The sequence below is a fragment of the Flavobacterium sp. W22_SRS_FK3 genome, from assembly GCF_052113665.1.
Taxonomy (GTDB): Bacteria; Bacteroidota; Bacteroidia; order Flavobacteriales; family Flavobacteriaceae; genus Flavobacterium.
Genome location: NZ_JBGQOF010000036.1, coordinates 1 through 18004 on the forward strand (window position 1 = coordinate 1; position 18004 = coordinate 18004).

The 18004-nt window shown below is 31.7% G+C and carries 19 protein-coding genes; 4 read left to right on the forward strand and 15 right to left on the reverse strand.

The window, feature by feature from the left end:
* Positions 1-90: 90 nt before the first annotated feature.
* The 9 genes from ACEN2I_RS19265 to ACEN2I_RS19305 form a co-directional block, all read right to left on the reverse strand.
* Positions 91-519, reverse strand: a complete 429-nt coding sequence (locus ACEN2I_RS19265; RefSeq protein ID WP_441767721.1) for a hypothetical protein — start codon at positions 517-519, stop codon at positions 91-93.
* 140 nt (positions 520-659) lie between these two features.
* A complete protein-coding gene (sucD, locus tag ACEN2I_RS19270; protein WP_441767722.1) occupies positions 660-1532 on the reverse strand; it encodes a succinate--CoA ligase subunit alpha in 873 nt (290 codons plus the stop codon).
* Positions 1533-1617: 85 nt separating this feature from the next.
* Entirely contained in the window at positions 1618-1980 is a 363-nt protein-coding gene (locus ACEN2I_RS19275; protein ID WP_315239073.1) for a nuclear transport factor 2 family protein, read from the reverse strand.
* 2 nt (positions 1981-1982) lie between these two features.
* Entirely contained in the window at positions 1983-2912 is a 930-nt protein-coding gene (locus tag ACEN2I_RS19280; RefSeq protein ID WP_441767723.1) for a UDP-3-O-(3-hydroxymyristoyl)glucosamine N-acyltransferase, read from the reverse strand.
* Between the two features lie 114 nt (positions 2913-3026).
* Complete coding sequence (efp, locus tag ACEN2I_RS19285) at positions 3027-3593, reverse strand: elongation factor P (RefSeq protein ID WP_441767724.1); 567 nt, start codon at positions 3591-3593, stop codon at positions 3027-3029.
* Positions 3594-3645: 52 nt separating this feature from the next.
* A complete protein-coding gene (gene lpxA, locus ACEN2I_RS19290) occupies positions 3646-4431 on the reverse strand; it encodes an acyl-ACP--UDP-N-acetylglucosamine O-acyltransferase (RefSeq protein WP_110308051.1) in 786 nt (261 codons plus the stop codon).
* A 74-nt stretch (positions 4432-4505) separates the two neighbouring features.
* On the reverse strand, positions 4506-5894 hold the full coding sequence (locus ACEN2I_RS19295) for a bifunctional UDP-3-O-[3-hydroxymyristoyl] N-acetylglucosamine deacetylase/3-hydroxyacyl-ACP dehydratase (protein WP_441767725.1): 1389 nt from the start codon (positions 5892-5894) through the stop codon (positions 4506-4508).
* Positions 5887-6930: a UDP-3-O-(3-hydroxymyristoyl)glucosamine N-acyltransferase gene (lpxD, locus tag ACEN2I_RS19300; RefSeq protein ID WP_441767726.1), complete on the reverse strand. Its 1044-nt coding sequence runs from the start codon at positions 6928-6930 to the stop codon at positions 5887-5889. Before lpxD ends, ACEN2I_RS19295 begins: the two co-directional genes overlap by 8 nt.
* A 130-nt stretch (positions 6931-7060) precedes the next feature.
* Positions 7061-8290 carry an HD domain-containing protein gene (locus ACEN2I_RS19305; protein WP_441767727.1) on the reverse strand — a complete coding sequence of 410 codons (1230 nt, stop codon included), beginning with the start codon at positions 8288-8290 and terminating at the stop codon, positions 7061-7063.
* A 282-nt stretch (positions 8291-8572) separates the two neighbouring features.
* On the opposite strand from ACEN2I_RS19305, the gene ACEN2I_RS19310 reads away from it, so the two are divergent.
* Both ACEN2I_RS19310 and ACEN2I_RS19315 read left to right on the forward strand, forming a co-directional pair.
* A complete protein-coding gene (locus ACEN2I_RS19310) occupies positions 8573-9613 on the forward strand; it encodes a GMP reductase (RefSeq protein ID WP_441767728.1) in 1041 nt (346 codons plus the stop codon).
* A 33-nt stretch (positions 9614-9646) separates the two neighbouring features.
* Positions 9647-10144, forward strand: coding sequence for a GNAT family N-acetyltransferase (locus tag ACEN2I_RS19315; protein ID WP_441767729.1), 498 nt, complete (start codon positions 9647-9649; stop codon positions 10142-10144).
* Here the strand turns inward: ACEN2I_RS19315 and ACEN2I_RS19320 are convergent, their stop codons facing one another.
* The 5 genes from ACEN2I_RS19320 to ACEN2I_RS19340 form a co-directional block, all read right to left on the reverse strand.
* Positions 10145-10717, reverse strand: a complete 573-nt coding sequence (locus ACEN2I_RS19320; protein ID WP_441767730.1) for a pentapeptide repeat-containing protein — start codon at positions 10715-10717, stop codon at positions 10145-10147.
* An 88-nt stretch (positions 10718-10805) separates the two neighbouring features.
* Positions 10806-12119, reverse strand: a complete 1314-nt coding sequence (locus tag ACEN2I_RS19325) for an MFS transporter (protein WP_441767731.1) — start codon at positions 12117-12119, stop codon at positions 10806-10808.
* Between the two features lie 95 nt (positions 12120-12214).
* A complete protein-coding gene (gene rlmH / locus ACEN2I_RS19330; RefSeq protein ID WP_441767732.1) occupies positions 12215-12688 on the reverse strand; it encodes a 23S rRNA (pseudouridine(1915)-N(3))-methyltransferase RlmH in 474 nt (157 codons plus the stop codon).
* A 9-nt stretch (positions 12689-12697) separates the two neighbouring features.
* Positions 12698-13000 (reverse strand): antibiotic biosynthesis monooxygenase family protein, encoded by a 303-nt coding sequence (locus ACEN2I_RS19335; protein WP_441767733.1) that lies wholly within the window; start codon positions 12998-13000, stop codon positions 12698-12700.
* A 4-nt stretch (positions 13001-13004) separates the two neighbouring features.
* Positions 13005-14423 (reverse strand): adenosine deaminase, encoded by a 1419-nt coding sequence (locus ACEN2I_RS19340; RefSeq protein ID WP_441767734.1) that lies wholly within the window; start codon positions 14421-14423, stop codon positions 13005-13007.
* Between the two features lie 378 nt (positions 14424-14801).
* On the opposite strand from ACEN2I_RS19340, the gene ACEN2I_RS19345 reads away from it, so the two are divergent.
* The gene (locus ACEN2I_RS19345) at positions 14802-15296 is read left to right on the forward strand and encodes a TlpA family protein disulfide reductase (RefSeq protein ID WP_441767735.1); all 495 of its coding nucleotides are present in this window, start codon (positions 14802-14804) and stop codon (positions 15294-15296) included.
* Between the two features lie 59 nt (positions 15297-15355).
* Positions 15356-16108, forward strand: coding sequence for a triose-phosphate isomerase (tpiA, locus tag ACEN2I_RS19350; RefSeq protein WP_441767736.1), 753 nt, complete (start codon positions 15356-15358; stop codon positions 16106-16108).
* Between the two features lie 73 nt (positions 16109-16181).
* Here tpiA and ACEN2I_RS19355 read toward each other — a convergent pair whose 3' ends face one another.
* Positions 16182-17834: a M1 family metallopeptidase gene (locus ACEN2I_RS19355; protein WP_441767737.1), complete on the reverse strand. Its 1653-nt coding sequence runs from the start codon at positions 17832-17834 to the stop codon at positions 16182-16184.
* Between the last annotated feature and the right edge of the window lie 170 nt (positions 17835-18004).

Genomic DNA, 18004 nt, shown 5'->3' on the forward strand with positions numbered 1-18004 from the left:
TTGCAAGAACGTTCTTGCAACTGTTTAATTAATTATTTTTATCTAATAATCAGTATCGTTTTTTTAGGACGAGACATTATTTATTTATTTTTAGAAAGCTACATTCCATCTTGGTAATTTTGCATTTTCATCTAAGAAATTTTGCAATACCTGTCCTTCAACTGCAGTTGGAATTACTTTTGAATCAGCATTAAAAGTTTCGTACCAAACTACTTCAAGAGCCTCAATATTTTCTAACTTCATTTGCGCCGGCCATGAATATTTTCTTCCTGTTTTGGCAAATTGGTGTCCGTTTACAATTTTATCATAAAGTCCGCCATTTTTATTTTTTAAAGTTCCATCGTTTTGAACAGTTCCGGTAGAAGCTACCATGATTAATTCCTTTGCATCATCTTCAACTGCATATACAACAAAAATTCCAGCACTTCCTTCCGGAGCATTACAAACTTGTTCTAAACTGTCTTCTATCGTAAAAGTAAAACTGTTGCTTACTTTAAACTTTTTTAATTCTTTGCTCATTTTTTTTATTTTTAAGTTACTAAGATCCTGAAAATATGAGTAACCAAATTTTTAATTATATTCCAATCATTTTAAAAATGTAAAAAAGTCTCAACAAAATATTGAGACTTTTTAGAATTTGTTATTTTAAATAATTGAGATTATCCCAACACTTCTTTTACTTTTTTACCAATTTCAGCTGGTGAATCAACAACATGAATTCCGTTGTCTCTCATAATTTGTTTTTTAGCAGCGGCTGTGTCATCAGAACCACCTACAATAGCACCTGCATGCCCCATTGTTCTACCAGCAGGAGCAGTTTCTCCAGCGATGAAACCAACAACTGGCTTACGGTTACCATCAGCTTTAACCCATTTAGCAGCATCGGCTTCTAGTTGTCCTCCAATTTCACCAATCATGATGATAATTTCAGTTTCTGGGTCGTTCATTAATAATTCTACAGCTTCTTTAGTAGTCGTTCCAATAATTGGATCTCCACCAATACCAATAGCAGTAGTAATTCCTAAACCTTGTTTTACAACCTGGTCAGCAGCTTCATAAGTTAAAGTTCCTGATTTTGAAACAATACCAACAGTTCCTTTTTTGAAAACAAAACCTGGCATAATTCCTACTTTAGCTTCACCTGGAGTAATGACTCCTGGACAGTTTGGGCCGATTAATCTAGAATTTCTTTCTTTAACATAGTTATTTGCTTTAATCATATCTGCTACAGGAATTCCTTCTGTAATAGCAATAATTACTTTAATTCCAGCATCAGCAGCTTCCATAATTGCATCAGCAGCAAAAGCTGGTGGTACGAAAATGATAGATGTATCAGCACCGGCTTGATCAACAGCATCTTTTACTGTATTAAAAACCGGACGGTCTAAATGACTAGTCCCTCCTTTTCCGGGAGTAACACCACCAACAACATTAGTACCGTACTCAATCATTTGAGAAGCATGGAAAGTTCCCTCGCTTCCTGTAAATCCTTGAACAATTATTTTGGAATCTTTATTAACTAAAACACTCATGATATATATTTTATGTAGTTTTTAAAATTGTGATGCAAAAGTAAGGTTTTGTAACTTATTTTACCTTTTTTATTGGCAAAAAATATCACGAAAATTGACTCATTTGATAACCTCTATATAATTTACCATCTTTTATTTGCCAAATCGTAAAAAAATGAGCCAGTAACATTTCTTCCCGAGGGTTTTCAATTGTTTTTACAAAGTGGGAATAACGTACTGAAACCAAATCATCTTCAGCTATAATATGACTTATTCTGACTTTTGAACGCACGTAAGCACGGTTTAACTCATTTGCCATGTTTATTATAGAATCGTAATCCATATGGATTAATCCTTTACTGCTATTCCAATCTATTGTAACATCGGGATGCAGATAGGTTTTAAAAATTTCACTATCAATCAAGGCATCCGATTTATAAAATTTTTGAACAAATTCTTTGATAGACATAGTTATTTCAATTTACTTAAAATTTCAGGAATCTTTTTGATATTAGCCAATTGTTTCAACTTTTCTCTCGATTCTTCGATTGGAGTTCCAAAATAGGATTTTCCACCTTCAACCGATTTAGTAACGCCTGTCTGTCCCATAATAACAGCCTTTGATCCTATTGTGATACCACTTGTCGTACCTACTTGTCCCCAAATAGTAACTTCATCTTCAATAATAACACAACCGGCGATACCTGTTTGCGACGCAATTAAACATTTTTTTCCGATAACAGAATCATGTCCAACATGTACCTGATTATCAATTTTTGTTCCTTCTCCAATTGTAGTGTCACCTGTCACACCTTTGTCGATAGTACAAAGAGCACCAATACCAACATTGTTTTCAATTACAACTCTCCCACCCGAAATTAACTGATCGAAACCGTCAGGACGTTTTTTATAATAAAAAGCATCTGCTCCTAAAATAGTCCCGGCATGAATAATCACATCATCTCCAATAACTGTATGATCGTATATTGAAACATTGGAATGAATTAAACAGTTTTTACCAACTGTAACATGGTTACCAATAAATGAATTTGGCTGAATAATTGTTCCTTCACCAATCCTTGCAGATTTCGAAATGGCTACGTTTGCAAATTGAAAAGGTTTAAAATGTCTTGTTAAGGTATTAAAATCTCTAAAAGGGTCATCAGAAATTAAAAGAGCTTTACCTTCAGGACAGTCTACTTTTTTATTAATTAAAACAATTGTAGCTGCAGATTGCAAAGCTTTGTCATAATATTTTGGATGGTCTACAAAAACAATATCTCCGGGCTCAACGACATGTATCTCGTTCATACCTAAAACCTCAAAGTTTTTGTCACCAATAAATTCGCAATTAAGCAAATTTGCAATTTCTTCTAAAGATTGAACTTTTGGAAATTTCATATTTTATAATTAGAAAATTTGTCAATTAGAGAATGTGTTAATTTAGAAATGTGTCAATTGGAAAATACTTCTCAATTATCTAATTGACACATTCACAAATCATCTAATTAAAAATTACTCTTTTACACGCTCCATGTAATTTCCTGAAGCTGTATCGATTTTAATTTTATCACCTTCGTTGATAAACAACGGAACATTTACTGATGCTCCTGTCTCTACGGTTGCAGATTTCGTAGCATTTGTTGCAGTATTTCCTTTTACACCAGGTTCAGCATAAGTAACCTCTAAAACAATTGAAGCCGGCATATCAACTGACAAGGGCAAATCTGTTTCAGTATTAACCTGAACCATTACATTTGTTCCTTCTTTTAATAATCCAGGAGCATCTAAAATACTTTTATTCAAAGAAATTTGCTCAAAAGTTTCGGCATTCATGAAGTGAAATTCTTCTCCTTCAGCATATAAAAACTGATACGTATGTGTTTCTACACGTACATCTTCAATTTTGTGCCCTGCAGAAAATGTATTATCTAATACTTTTCCTGTTGTTAAGCTTTTTAATTTTGTTCTTACAAAAGCAGGTCCTTTTCCTGGTTTTACGTGAAGAAATTCGATAATTTTATAAATATCGTGATTGTATTTTATACATAATCCATTTCTAATATCTGATGTAGATGCCATTTTGTTATTTGTTTTATTTTAATATTTTGTTCAATCGTTTAATGATTAAACTTTAATAATTCCCTGAATATCCTTTCATTACACCTCTTGATGAGTTTCGAATAAAATCTAAAATTTCATCTCTCTCGGGGGTAGCTTCCATTTCACCTTCAATAATACTCAAAGCTTGTGTCGTATTATAATTTTTTTGGTATAAAATTCTGTAAATATCCTGTATTTCTCTGATTTTTTCAGTTGTAAAACCTCTTCTTCTCAATCCAACTGAATTTATACCTACGTATGATAATGGCTCTTTTGCAGCTTTGGTATAAGGCGGAACATCTTTTCTTAATAATGATCCTCCTGAAATCATAGCATGATCTCCAACACTAATAAATTGGTGAACAGCCGATAAACCTCCAATAATGGCATAATTACCAATAGTAACATGGCCTCCTAAAAGAACGCCATTAACTATAATAGCGTTATTCCCAACATGACAATCATGAGCAATATGGGCAGTTGCCATTATTAAACAATTATTACCTATAACTGTTTGACCAGAAGCTATTGTTCCTCTATTGATCGTTACGCATTCTCTTATGGTACAATTATCACCAATAATTGCCAAAGAATCTTCTCCTCCAAATTTTAAATCCTGAGGGACTGCTGAAATTACTGCTCCGGGAAAAATATTACAATTTTTACCAATTCGGGCACCTTCCATAATGGTTACATTTGAACCTATCCAGGTACCATCACCAATAACAACATTATTGTGAATTGTTGTAAAAGGCTCAATTACAACATTTTTAGCGATTTTAGCGCCAGGATGAACATATGCTAATGGTTGATTCATCTGTATTTTTTATATTTTAAATTAAAATAATCTAATTTGGGCAACAAACCTAAACAATAAATTTGATTAAATTATTATTGTTTTCTTGCAATTTGAGCCATTAATTCTGCTTCAGCAACTAATTTTCCATTAGCGTAAGCATTCGCCTGCATATGACAAATTCCTCTTCTAATAGGAGAAATCAAATCACATTTAAAAATCAAGGTATCACCAGGTAATACTTTATGCTTAAACTTAACATTATCTATTTTCATAAAATAAGTCAAATAATTTTCAGGATCCGGAACTGTACTTAAAACCAAAATCCCACCTGTCTGTGCCATTGCTTCAACAATCAATACACCCGGCATTACCGGTGCATCAGGAAAATGCCCAACGAAGAAATTTTCATTCATGGTAACATTTTTCAATCCAACTACATGAGTTGATGACATTTCTATAATTCTGTCTATCAGCAAAAATGGAGGTCTGTGAGGCAAAACAGCCATAATTTTATGAATATCCATCAAAGGCTCCTGATTTAAATCATAAACAGGAATATGGTTTCTTTGCTCAATTTTTATAATTTTTGCTAATTTTTTAGCAAATTGCGTATTAACATAATGGCCTGGTTTATTAGCTATGATTTTCCCCTGAATTCGAACTCCAATTAAAGATAAATCTCCAATAACATCCAAAAGTTTATGTCTTGCTGCTTCGTTTGGATAATGTAATGTCAAATTATCAAGAACGCCGTTTGGTTTAACAGAAATTTCGTCTTTTCCAAAAGCTCTCTTAAGATTTTCCATTGTAGCATCAGAAATCTCTTTATCTACATAAACAATAGCATTATTTAAATCACCTCCTTTTATTAGTCCATTTTCTAATAAAGACTCTAATTCATGTAAAAAACTAAAAGTTCTTGAATTTGAAATTTCATCTTTAAAATCAGCAATGCTTTTCAAAGTGGCGTTTTGAGTACCCAAAACTTTAGTGCCAAAATCTACCATCGTTGTAACCTGATAATCATCACTTGGCATGACCAAAATCTCACTTCCCGTAGTTTCATCAGTAAATGAAATTACTTCTTTTACTACATAAACATTACGTTTTGCATCTTGTTCTTCAGTCCCGGCATTTTCAATGGCTTCAACAAAATATTTTGAAGAACCATCCATAATTGGAAGTTCTGAAGCATTTAATTCAATAATAACATTATCCAGATCACAACCTACTAATGCTGCTAAAACGTGTTCAGGGGTTTGAATTTTTACACCTAATTTTTCTAAATTGGTACCTCTTTGTGTGTTAACAACATAATTAGCATCAGCTTCAATAACTGGTTGGCCTTGCAAGTCAATTCTAACAAAAGTGAAACCATTATTAATAGGAGCAGGTTTAAAAGTCATTGTAACTTCTTTTCCAGTATGCAATCCAACTCCTGTTAGTGAAATTTCATTTTTGATGGTTTTCTGTTTAACCATTATTTCCATTTTTTGGGTTTATTATTTGTTTTTTTAATTCTTCTAATTCGGCAACAATCTTAGGTAAGTTTTTAAAATGAACATACGATTTACTAAAATCGCTATAACCAAACGTAGGACTTCCCTGTAAAGTTTCATCATTTTTAATGTTTCTTGCAACACCCGATTGAGCCTGAAGTCTAACATTATTCCCTATTATCAAATGGCCTGCAATACCAACCTGTCCTCCAATCATACAGTTTTCCCCTATTTTTGTAGAACCAGCAACTCCTGATTGAGCTGCTATTACTGTATTTTTACCAATCTCTACATTATGCGCAATCTGAATTTGATTGTCTAATTTTACTCCTTTTCTAATAATCGTAGAGCCAAGGGTAGCTCTGTCTATAGTAGTATTGGCACCAACATCTACATTATCTTCAATAATAACATTGCCTATTTGTGGTACTTTCTTATATTCTCCATCTTCATTTGGGGCAAAACCAAAACCATCAGCTCCAATAATAGTTCCTGAATGAATGGTACAATTATTACCAATTATAGTTTCAGAATAAATTTTAGCGCCCGCAAAAATATGTACATTATTTCCAATAATAACATTATCTCCAATAAAACTGTTTGGATATATTTTTACATTATCACCCAAAACTACATTTTGACCTATATAACTAAAACTTCCCAAATATAAATTTTCCCCATATTTAGTTCCTTCAGATATAAAAGTTTGTGGCTCAATTCCGTTTTTATTTAATTTTACCTGATTATAAAATTCTAAAAGTTTAGAAAAAGACACATACGCATCCTCAACTTTAATCAAAGTTGTTGCAATGTCAGACTCAGGCACAAAAGAATCATTAACTATTGTTACAGATGCTTTTGTGGTATAAATGTGATTGATGTATTTAGGATTTGCCAGAAAAGTAAGTGAGCCCTCTTCTCCTTCTTCAATTTTAGAGAGTCTATAAACTTCTGCATTGGGATTTCCAATAACTTCTCCTTCTAAAATTCCTGCTATTTGTTCTGCTGTAAATTTCATCTTATTGGATTCTATTTTTTATACGAATAAGATGGAACTCTCTACATAACGTTCTACTTATATTCAAAAAAAATGTATTAGTTCGTTTCATTCCGACAAAAATATAAAAAATAGGTTTTAAATATTAATTTTAGATTAGTTGTTTTGGAAAACAGATGTAATATTTTGTTACCAGTTTAGATAATGATTTCAAATTCAACTGATCAGATGCTTCAACAACATCTTCAATTGTTCTATCTTTTTTAAAAATTCGTATCGGTTCTGCTTCTTTACTGTAAGCCTGATTTTTAATTTTTCCTCTAAAGATAAAATATTCGGCTTCTGCAAGGGAGATATTATGCTCATGAGCAAATTCTTCTTTCATTGTTTGCGATTCTTCTATCGGAATCTTCTCAGCACTCATTTTAATTTTCAATAAATCCCTATTGATAATCATTTTACTTAAAGTTGAAAGTATAAAGTCATCTTGCCTTTGCCATGCTTTTAAAGCACCAATAATATCAAAATCATCTAATTGAGAAAATAAATCTAATATTTCAGCATTAAAATTTCCTAGTGTAATCTTGTTTTCCATGAAATATAAAAGTGATTCACTACAAGGTAAATTTATTCCTTTCAAGGTCAATTCTTTGGCTCTTTTTAAAACTTTCATCAAAATCAATTCTGCCACTAAACTGGTTTTATGCAAATAAGCCTGCCAATACATTAATCGCCTTGACAGCAAAAATTTTTCTACTGAATAAATTCCTTTTTCCTCAATAACTAAAACACCTTCAACTACATTCATCATCTGAATCAATCGTTCAGAATTGACATTCCCTTCAGCAACACCAGTATAAAAGCTATCACGTTTCAAATAATCCATTCGATCCATATCCAACTGACTGGAAATCAATTGCAACATGAATTTCCTATGATAATCACCTTTAAAAACCTGAATTGCCAAACTTAATTTTCCTTCAAATTCTTCATTTAGCTGATTCATAAACAAAAGCGAAATAGCTTCATGATTAACATCTTCAACGATGCTTTTTTCCATCGCATGCGAAAAAGGTCCGTGTCCAATATCATGCAATAAAATAGCAATATATAAAGCATTTTCTTCTTCAGATGAAATAACTACACCTTTAAAACGGAGTGTTTCGATTGCTTTTTGCATCAAATGCATACAACCCAGAGCATGATGAAAACGTGTATGATTAGCTCCCGGATAAACCAAATACGATAATCCCATTTGTGAAATACGACGTAAACGTTGAAAATAGGGATGCTGGATTAAATCATAAATAAGCTCATTCGGAATGGAAATAAAGCCATAAATGGGGTCATTGAATATTTTTAACTTATTGATATGATTCACTATTCTGGTTATTTTTTAGGTCAACAAATATAAGTAATTAACTATAAACTGTTTTCTGTTTTTAGTTTTAAAAAGTAAAAAGAAATGATTTTGCTGAAAACATTACAATTTAAAAACAAAACACTGATTACCAATACTTAAATTCAGAATTAATTAAAACACATCAGATTCTTATTGCTTGCATTTTTAATGTTAATAACTAAAGGATTAATTTTAGTGTTGTTATAAACTGAGTCATTTTCAAAATTAATATATTTGAGAGTAACAAAAATTTAGAAAATCATGAGAATAGAAACCGATCTGAAATTAGGCTTTAAAGATGTAATGATCAGACCTAAAAGATCCACTTTAAAAAGCAGATCTGAAGTATCTTTAGAAAGAAATTTTAAATTTTTGCACAGTACAACATTGTGGACAGGAATTCCAATTATGGCAGCCAATATGGATACCGTCGGTACTTTTGAAATGGCTGCTGCTTTATCCAAAGAAAAGCTTTTCACTGCGATACACAAGCATTACTCGCTTCAGGAGTGGAATGCTTTTTTACAAACCGTTCCCTCCGATTTTTATAATTATATTGCTATTAGTACAGGAACAGGCAAAGAAGATGCCAGTAAAATTGCTGAAATTATTAAAGCAAATCCACTACTGAAATTCATTTGCATTGATGTTGCCAATGGATATTCAGAACATTTTGTACAATTTTTAAAACAAACACGCAAACAATACCCTGACAAAGTCATTATTGCCGGAAATGTGGTAACAGGCGAAATGACAGAAGAGTTATTATTAGCCGGAGCTGATATTGTAAAAGTCGGGATTGGCCCTGGATCGGTTTGTACAACCCGTGTAAAAACAGGCGTTGGATATCCACAGCTTTCAGCCATTATTGAATGTGCAGATGCAGCTCATGGCTTGGGTGGACACATCATTAGTGACGGAGGATGCAGTACGCCGGGGGATGTTGCAAAAGCTTTTGGTGCAGGTTCAGATTTTGTTATGCTTGGTGGAATGTTTGCCGGACATAGTGAAAGTGGTGGTGAACTGATCGAAATTAACGGTGAAAAATTCAGACAATTTTACGGAATGAGTTCTACAACTGCAATGGACAAACATGTTGGCGGTGTAGCCGAATACAGGGCAAGTGAAGGAAAAACGGTTCAGGTTCCATTCAAAGGTAAAGTAATAAATACTGTTTTGGATATTTTGGGAGGCTTACGAAGTACCTGTACTTACGTTGGTGCTTCCAGACTGAAAGAACTGACGAAACGCACCACATTTATCAGGGTCAGTGAACAGGAAAATCAAATTTTCACTAAATAATTAAATATTTAAAAAACATTTTTCAAATTGAACATGATTACAATTTCAGAAGCAATAGCAGAAGACATCAAGACCATTCAGCAAATAACATATATAACGTGGCCAATTACGTATGGCAAAATTCTATCCAGAGAACAATTAGATTATATGTTGGATTTAATTTATTCTGATAAAGCCTTAAATGATCTATTAGAGAAAAAAGAACAATTATTTTATCTAATTTTAGAAGATGAAACTACTTTAGGTTTCATTGCAATTGAACACAATTATAAAGATGAATCCGTAACGAGAATTCATAAAATCTATCTTTTACCGGAAACACAAGGAAAAGGCATTGGAAAAAAAGTCATTGAAGGGATAGAAAAAATGGCTTTAAAAAATCACTCAAAAGCTTTATCTTTAAATGTAAACCGGTTTAATTCTGCTTTAGGTTTTTATAAAAAAATAGGTTTTGAGGTTATGGATGAAGTCAATATTGAGATTGGAAACGGATATTTGATGGAAGATTATGTGATGGAAAAGAAATTATAATCAACTTACAACAACATCATGTTTAAACAATAAACCTTTTACTTCATTCAAAGAAAAAATGGCTTTTTTGAGTTTCGTTTTGGATGGATCAATTGTATAATTAAAACTGTTTCTAAAATCGGCTTTATTAGCAATTGCTTTATCAAATTCGGATCGGTACAAATCACAATTATCAAAAACCACACCTGTAAGATCTGTAGCCATAAAATCGACTGCCACTAAACTGCAATTTGTAAAAGTGGTTCCTTTTATTTTTAAAGTATAAAATTTAGAAAAATCCAAAATACAATCGTTAAAATGTATCTCAAAAATGAGTTTGTCACACATAGCAAAATTTACCTCTTTGATTTCACAGCGGTTAAAAGTGGCTGTTCTAAAAGCGACATAATTAATTTTTGCTACACTAAAAATACAGTCATTAAAAACGCAATCAATAAATGTAACGACTAAAAAAGTACAGGCAGAAAAGTTACAATTATTAAAAACACAACATTCAAATTCCTTGAAATTAGCTCCATCCTTATCGTAAATGATCCAATTATATTCTTTATCAAGGAGATATTCACTATTCATTAATTAATTGATTATTTAGTTCAAAATAAAAACGCAAGAATCAAATGTATGATAATTGCGTTTAGATTATGAATATAATTTTACTAATTTATTTTTTGTGCACTCTTCTTAAAAGGAAAATAGCAATTACAAAAAAGATTGCTAGAAACACGATTGCCAAACGAGGACTTCCGGTTATCTGATCGATAATTCCGTACAGACACATTCCGATAACAATTCCTATTTTTTCGGCAACATCATAAAAACTAAAAAAAGAAGCTGTATCTTCTGTTTCAGGCAATAATTTTGAATAGGTTGACCGAGATAAAGCCTGAATTCCACCCATTACAAATCCGGCTACTGTCGCCATTACATAAAAATGTATGGGTAAAGTAATGAAAAAGGCAAGCGCACAAAAGACTGCCCAAATAGTGTTAATTACAATTAAGGTTGGAATATTACCGAATTTCTCAGAAGCCCTTGAAGTCAAAACAGCTCCGATTACAGCGACCAACTGTATAATTAAAATACAAATAATCAAGCCAGTTGTACTTTCTTCTTTAGATGACCATGTAATTTCCTGCGCTCCAAAATAAGTCGCTACCAGCATTACAGTCTGAACCGCCATACTTGATACGAAAAATCCACCTAAATATCTTTTTAAAGGAATATTATTTTTTAATATAGCCCAAACTTTTTTCAATTCTTTAAAACCATTAAATACAACATCTTTCGATAACTTTTGATTGGCTTCTTTACTTCCTTTAGGTAAAAAATAATAGCTATACTGACTGAACAAAATCCACCACACTCCCACCATTACGAAAGAATACCGCATAGCTTTCATAGCCGCTTCGCCATCTGTTCCCGTGATTCCAAAAACTTTTGGCTTCATAATCATTGCTAAATTTATAATCAGCAAAATTACACTCCCAATATAACCTAAAGAATACCCTTTGGCACTAATTTTATCCTGTTGTTCAGGGAAAGCAATATCAGGCAAATATGAATTATAGAAAACCAAACTTCCCCAGTAACCAATAAGCCCAAGAAAGTAAAATAATAATCCGATGTAAATATTTTCAAGATTAAACCAGTATAATCCCATGCAGGATAAAGCTCCAACATAGCAGAAAAATTTCATGAAAGATTTTTTATTCCCAACATAATCTGCAATACCGGATAATAAAGGCGAAAAAAAGGCTACAAATACAAAAGCAAATGCTGTTGTAAAACTAATTAGGGCTGTATTTTTTAATTCTAATCCGAAAACTTCTAGATAATGTCCTCTCTCAGAAAATAAGGCTTCATAAAAAATAGGAAATACCGCTGATGCAATTGTAAGGGTGTAAACTGAATTGGCCCAATCATAAAAGGCCCAGGCATTCAATAATTTTTTACTCCCTTTTGGTAGGTTTGTCATGGTTTTGGTTTTGAAGGCTAATTTATTTATTTTTTCTTATAATCATCACGAATCTTCATTAATAAATAATCAATGATTTGTTTGCTTTAAATTTTTTATTGATGATGATAAGGTTCATTTCGTAAAATAGTAAAACCGCGATATAACTGCTCTATAAAAAACAAACGCACCATCTGATGTGAAAAAGTCATTAGCGAAAGCGAAATTTTCCCTTGTGCTTTACTATAAACTGTTTCTGAAAAACCATAAGGACCGCCAATTACAAAAACAAGCGTTTTAATTCCGGAGTTCATCTTTTTTTGTAATTCTTCAGAAAAACCAATACTTGAAAAGGTTTTTCCATTTTCATCCAACAAAATTAATTGATCAGTTGGCGTTAATTTAGACAGAATCAACTCGCCTTCTTTCTCTTTTTGCTGGCTTTCTGATAAATTCTTTACGTTTTTAATATCCGGAATAATTTCTAAATCAAATTTGATATAAAACGACAAGCGTTTCGTATAATCATCGATTAACGTCTGCAATGATTTGTTATCCGTTTTACCTATGGCGATAAGTTTGATGTTCATGTAAGTAAATTATATTTTGTTCTCAAAAACAGTTTCATAATGCTCCACAACAGGAAACGGTTCATAATATTCATGCAAAATTCTTCTCCATTCTAAATAAGCTTCTGATGTCCTAAAACCAATTGTGTGATCTTCAAGAGTATTCCAATTAACCATTAAAAGATACTTCTTCTCGACTTCGAGGCATTTCTCTAAACGATGTCCCAAATATCCTTGGATAGAAGAAATATATTGACTTGCCTTTATAAAATCAACTTCAAACTGACTTGCTAAATGTGGTTTAATAAAAAGAATCGCCGTTTCTAATATCATAATTTTAATTTTTAGAGAATTGGTTTTCAAATGTTTTAAATCTGGAATCCAAATCCTTCAATAATTGCTTTTTAATTGATGCGTCCTGAATAAAACTGTAATTAATGCTGTTATAAACATATTTTTTTATTTTTGCGTATGAAACATCAGAATATCTTTTGGCTAATAAAACGTATTGTTCTGTCATATTGGTTCGCAAAATTCCTGCATCATCAGTACTGATTACAATTGGCACATTAAATTCTTTGTAAAGTGTAAAAGGATGCCTTCCTTCTTTTACTTTCAAAATAAATTCGTTACTGGCTAAATTGATCTCAATCGGAATCTTATTTTTTGACATGTAGCGTAATAAATCATATGAATTAGCTTCATAAGCAATATCAACTCCATGACCAATTCTATTAGCTCCTGCTGTGTAAATCGCCGAGTTAATATGCCATGTTAAATCTTCAGGCTGAACTAATCCCAATGTCAATTCGCCTGCATGAAGCGTATATTCTACATCAGGAAATTTTGAATGGCAGTATTTAAACATAACCATGTGTAGCCAATAATCTTTCATTGAATTTTCGCCATGCTCTGGAGAAACAATGTTTACACCTGCAACCAATTTACTATCATTAGCAGAAATAAAAGCAATAACCAGATTTTTAAACAAATCTACAGGCTCCATAAAACGTAATACAAAATTCTGATAACGCATGGTAAAACGCTTGTCATCAATTTTTAAGTCTTTATGTAGTTTTGTAATAAAATTGATATTGAAATTTTCTGCATATTTTTTAGCGTCTTTCTGCTGAATTGATTTAAACAAATCGTCTAGAAGTTTTAAAACTGCCTTTTCATCTTTTTGAATTGCAGCCCGACGAAGTTTTGAGTTAAAATCACTCAAATCATCTACTTTCATATCACAAGGAATGATCGATAATTGTGTCTCGATATAACTCACATTTTCTGATAGTGCGCGCTTTTTTAACTCCAATAAACCCTCGGCAAAATGACCATCGATAACAGGAAAAAATTTATCGAAAGAATCAAAAAACAAATCATCTGAAGGGACTGAAACGCCATTGTAATCTTTTGCAGACCATGTTTGCATGACTTTCTGCTGATAGAATTCCAACTGTCCTTTATTTTTAAGGGATGAAAAAGTTTCCCAATTACCTTTTGAAGATTTGGCTTTAGCTACTTGCATAGTTTCCAGATTGAGATAAAAATCTTCTGTAATAGCTCTTTCCAAAAGAGGTTCAGCATAAATAGATCCCGAAAAATGATGGTGTAAATCGCCTCCCTTTGGCATTTGTTGAAAAAAAGCTGTTAGGGCAGCTTCATTATTTCTAATTTTCTCTAAATAATTTTCAGCAGATTGCGAAAAATTCAATTGTGTTAGCAAGAAACAGAAAAGTGTAATTATCCTCGTCATACTCTAAGTTTAAATTACATGCAAATATAGTCAATTTTGAAGAAATGTAAGATATCCGCATAAATCCATTTTTTAGTATCTAATGTATCTTAATGCTTTAAAGTAACATTTTAAAAACATCATTACCCATTTTTTAATGTATTTATGACGTTTTATTCATTAAATTATTGAAATAAAAACAAATAAACATTTTTTACCAAATCTATATTTTAAAGAATCATCAAAAAATTAAAATTAACTCCAGCACTATTACGATTTCAATTTTTCTTTTATAAATGATTCTTCTCTTTTTAAATGTAAAATTGACTGTTTCCTGAATTTTTATATTCTGTATTTATGTTTCAATTTGTTTGTTTAACTTTGTTCAAAACATATAAAATGAAACAATTAGTTATATTACTTATTGCTTTTGCTACATTTTCTTGTACAAATGCTCAAAAGACCAATTTTTCTGAAGAAGCTCTATCTGAAAAATTATCAGCTACAGATGAAAGTCAGGTTGCATTCAAAGATATCCTGAATAAATATAAAGGAAAAACTTTAGTCATTGAAGTTTGGGCTTCCTGGTGCGGTGACTGTGTAAAAGCAATGCCAAAAGTAAAAGAGCTTCAGGCAAACAATCCAGATGTGACCTATTTATTCCTCTCGGCAGATAAAACAGCTGATAAATGGAAGGCCGGAATTGAAAAACATGAATTAAAAGGCGACCATTTTATGATGAATGACGGTATGAAAGGTATTTTTGGAAAAGCAATTGACCTGGACTGGATTCCAAGATACATCATTGTTGATAAAACCGGTAAAATAGTATTATACCGTGCCATTGAAACTGATTTTGATAAAATCAATAAAACATTAAAAGAACTGAAATAGAGTGAGTTCTCAATTTCATTTCATATAAAATCTAAAAAAAAAATTAATAACTGTCCAAAATGAGAAAACAAATTGTTGCAGGAAACTGGAAAATGCATAAAAATGCTGAACAAACCGAAGAATTATTGAATGAATTAATTACAAAAATACCCGCAAAAACGAACGCTCAGGTAATTGTTGCACCAACATTTGTAAATTTAGCAGCTGCTGTTGCCAAATTAAAAAATACAACTATTGGAGTTTCAGCTCAAAATGTTCATCAGGCTGAAGGCGGAGCTTTTACAGGAGAAATTTCTGCCGATATGTTAAAAAGTATTGGAGTAAATACTGTAATATTAGGACACTCAGAGAGAAGAGCTATATTTAACGAAACTGATGCTTTAATTGCGAATAAAGTGGATACAGCTTTAAAACACGAACTTACAGTAATATTCTGCTTTGGTGAAGAATTAAAAGATCGTCAATCTGACAATCACTTTAATATTGTTGAAAATCAATTACGAGACGGATTATTTCATATTTCAAAAGAATCTTGGTCAGATATAGTTTTAGCTTATGAACCAGTTTGGGCAATTGGAACTGGCGAAACAGCATCTCCAGGACAAGCTCAGGAAATGCATGAATTTATTAGAGAGACTATCCGTAAAGCATTTGGAAATGAGATTTCTGATGAAGTTTCAATCTTATATGGTGGTTCAGTAAAACCTGAAAATGCTAAAGAAATCTTCTCTAAACCAGACGTAGATGGTGGTCTAATTGGAGGAGCCGCCTTAAAAGCAGAGGATTTTCTTGCTATTGTAAATGCAATTTAATAGTCTTTATCAATAAAAAAATACCGATAAATTAATCTTTATCGGTATTTTTTTTATAATTTAAATCAATCTGTTACTCTGTAATATCTGAACTTGTCACATAAAAATCTTTACTTATTTCAAAATTTATTTTATCACCCGTTATTTTTTCAGATTTCCATTCGGCCGTAGGTTTTAACCAGACTTCACTCCCATTTAATTTTACTTTCACTGGCATATCAAATTCTGCAACACAATTTGTCCAATGGTAATCAAAAAATCCGTCTTTAAAAATATATTCTAAAACCGGAATTTGTGTGGTTGTTAAATACTGAACAAAGACTCTGTTAAAGTTAATTCCAGACTGATCATTAACATAATCTTCTATTTGCTTAGAAGTCACCGTTTGATGATAAAATGTACTATTTAAACCTCTCAAAATCGATCTCCATTTCAAATCATCATTGATTATTTGCCGAATCATATGAAGCATATTCGCTCCTTTTGGATACATATCACCTGATCCTTCATTGTTTACATTATAATGACCAACAATCGGGATATCATTTTGTATATTTTTTCTACAACCTATTACATATTCTGCTGCAGCTTCTTTTCCATAATAATATTCTAAAAATAAACTTTCAGAATAATTCGTAAAACTCTCATGAATCCACATATCTGCAATATCTTTATAAGTGATATTATTTGCAAACCATTCATGTCCTGATTCATGAATAATAATAAAATCAAATTTTAAGCCCCAGCCAGTACCACTCAAATCACGTCCTAAATATCCATTTCTATACTGATTACCATAAGTTACACTGCTTTGATGCTCCATTCCTAAATAGGGTGCTTCCACTAATTTATAGCTGTCTTCATAAAATGGATATGGTCCGAACCAATATTCAAAAGCTTTAAGCATCTTTGGAACATCTTTAAATTGCTCTTTCGCTAAAACCAAATTGTCTCTTAAAACATAATAATCACAGTCCAAATTTCCTTTTTCACCTTTGTATTTTTCAGAAAAATTTACATAATCCCCAATATTAATATTTACACCATAATTGTTAATTGGGTTTGAAACATACCAATTATAAGTTTTTGTTCCGTCTTTTTCTTTCTTTAGACTTTGTAATCTTCCGTTTGAAACATCTGTCAAATTGCCAGGAACATTAACACTAATCAACATATTTTCTACTTCATCATACATATGATCTTTACATGGCCACCAGACACTTGCACCCAAACCCTGACAAGATGAAGCAATAAAATCTTTACCATTTTTATCTTTTTTCCAGGTGATACCACCATCCCAAGGCGGTTTAATTGCTTCTTTTGGAATACCTTGATATGAAATAACTATTTCTTTAGTTTCACCAACCTTTTGATCCTCAATCAAATCAATAAAAAAAACATTTCCTTCCCTATTAAAATTCAAATCTTTTCCGTCTTGTATAACTTTTGAAATTTTCATGGGTTCCTGCAAATCGATCTGCATTTTTTTATGCTTTTTTAAAACTTTATATCGAACAGTATTTGATCCCGAAATACTCTTGTCATGAGTATTTACTTTTATATCCAAATGATAGTATAGTAAATCCCACCAAGCTCTTTCTGGTGTAATGCTCCCTCTTAGTGTATCCTGATGTGTAAATGTTTTTGCTTTTTTATCAAGCAGTCCTTGTGCATTACTTGAAAAAATTGTAAAAAGAAAAATAAAAAAGATTTTATTTCTATCCATTGATTTATAAAAATTTAAATTAATATGCTAAATTATTGATAAAATTAAACTTTCAAAGATTTTCTTTTAAATATCTATCAAAAAGTCTCAAATATTTAAAAACAAAAAACCCTTCATCGTTGATGAAGGGTTTTTAAAAGAAAGGCGACGACATACTCTCCCACAAAACT

What these genes read in the sequence shown, in the direction of transcription:
- ACEN2I_RS19280 (WP_441767723.1), bottom strand. Translation starts at nt 2,912, where the DNA reads ATGAAATTTCCAAAAGTTCAATCTTTAGAAGAAATTGCAAATTTGCTT.
- ACEN2I_RS19335 (WP_441767733.1), bottom strand. Translation starts at nt 13,000, where the DNA reads ATGATATTAGAAACGGCGATTCTTTTTATTAAACCACATTTAGCAAGT.
- ACEN2I_RS19275 (WP_315239073.1), bottom strand. Translation starts at nt 1,980, where the DNA reads ATGTCTATCAAAGAATTTGTTCAAAAATTTTATAAATCGGATGCCTTG.
- ACEN2I_RS19325 (WP_441767731.1), bottom strand. Translation starts at nt 12,119, where the DNA reads ATGACAAACCTACCAAAAGGGAGTAAAAAATTATTGAATGCCTGGGCC.
- ACEN2I_RS19310 (WP_441767728.1), top strand. Translation starts at nt 8,573, where the DNA reads ATGAGAATAGAAACCGATCTGAAATTAGGCTTTAAAGATGTAATGATC.
- ACEN2I_RS19295 (WP_441767725.1), bottom strand. Translation starts at nt 5,894, where the DNA reads ATGGTTAAACAGAAAACCATCAAAAATGAAATTTCACTAACAGGAGTT.
- ACEN2I_RS19315 (WP_441767729.1), top strand. Translation starts at nt 9,647, where the DNA reads ATGATTACAATTTCAGAAGCAATAGCAGAAGACATCAAGACCATTCAG.
- rlmH (WP_441767732.1), bottom strand. Translation starts at nt 12,688, where the DNA reads ATGAACATCAAACTTATCGCCATAGGTAAAACGGATAACAAATCATTG.
- ACEN2I_RS19355 (WP_441767737.1), bottom strand. Translation starts at nt 17,834, where the DNA reads ATGGATAGAAATAAAATCTTTTTTATTTTTCTTTTTACAATTTTTTCA.
- ACEN2I_RS19265 (WP_441767721.1), bottom strand. Translation starts at nt 519, where the DNA reads ATGAGCAAAGAATTAAAAAAGTTTAAAGTAAGCAACAGTTTTACTTTT.
- tpiA (WP_441767736.1), top strand. Translation starts at nt 15,356, where the DNA reads ATGAGAAAACAAATTGTTGCAGGAAACTGGAAAATGCATAAAAATGCT.
- efp (WP_441767724.1), bottom strand. Translation starts at nt 3,593, where the DNA reads ATGGCATCTACATCAGATATTAGAAATGGATTATGTATAAAATACAAT.
- sucD (WP_441767722.1), bottom strand. Translation starts at nt 1,532, where the DNA reads ATGAGTGTTTTAGTTAATAAAGATTCCAAAATAATTGTTCAAGGATTT.
- ACEN2I_RS19345 (WP_441767735.1), top strand. Translation starts at nt 14,802, where the DNA reads ATGAAACAATTAGTTATATTACTTATTGCTTTTGCTACATTTTCTTGT.
- lpxD (WP_441767726.1), bottom strand. Translation starts at nt 6,930, where the DNA reads ATGAAATTTACAGCAGAACAAATAGCAGGAATTTTAGAAGGAGAAGTT.
- ACEN2I_RS19320 (WP_441767730.1), bottom strand. Translation starts at nt 10,717, where the DNA reads ATGAATAGTGAATATCTCCTTGATAAAGAATATAATTGGATCATTTAC.
- ACEN2I_RS19340 (WP_441767734.1), bottom strand. Translation starts at nt 14,423, where the DNA reads ATGACGAGGATAATTACACTTTTCTGTTTCTTGCTAACACAATTGAAT.
- lpxA (WP_110308051.1), bottom strand. Translation starts at nt 4,431, where the DNA reads ATGAATCAACCATTAGCATATGTTCATCCTGGCGCTAAAATCGCTAAA.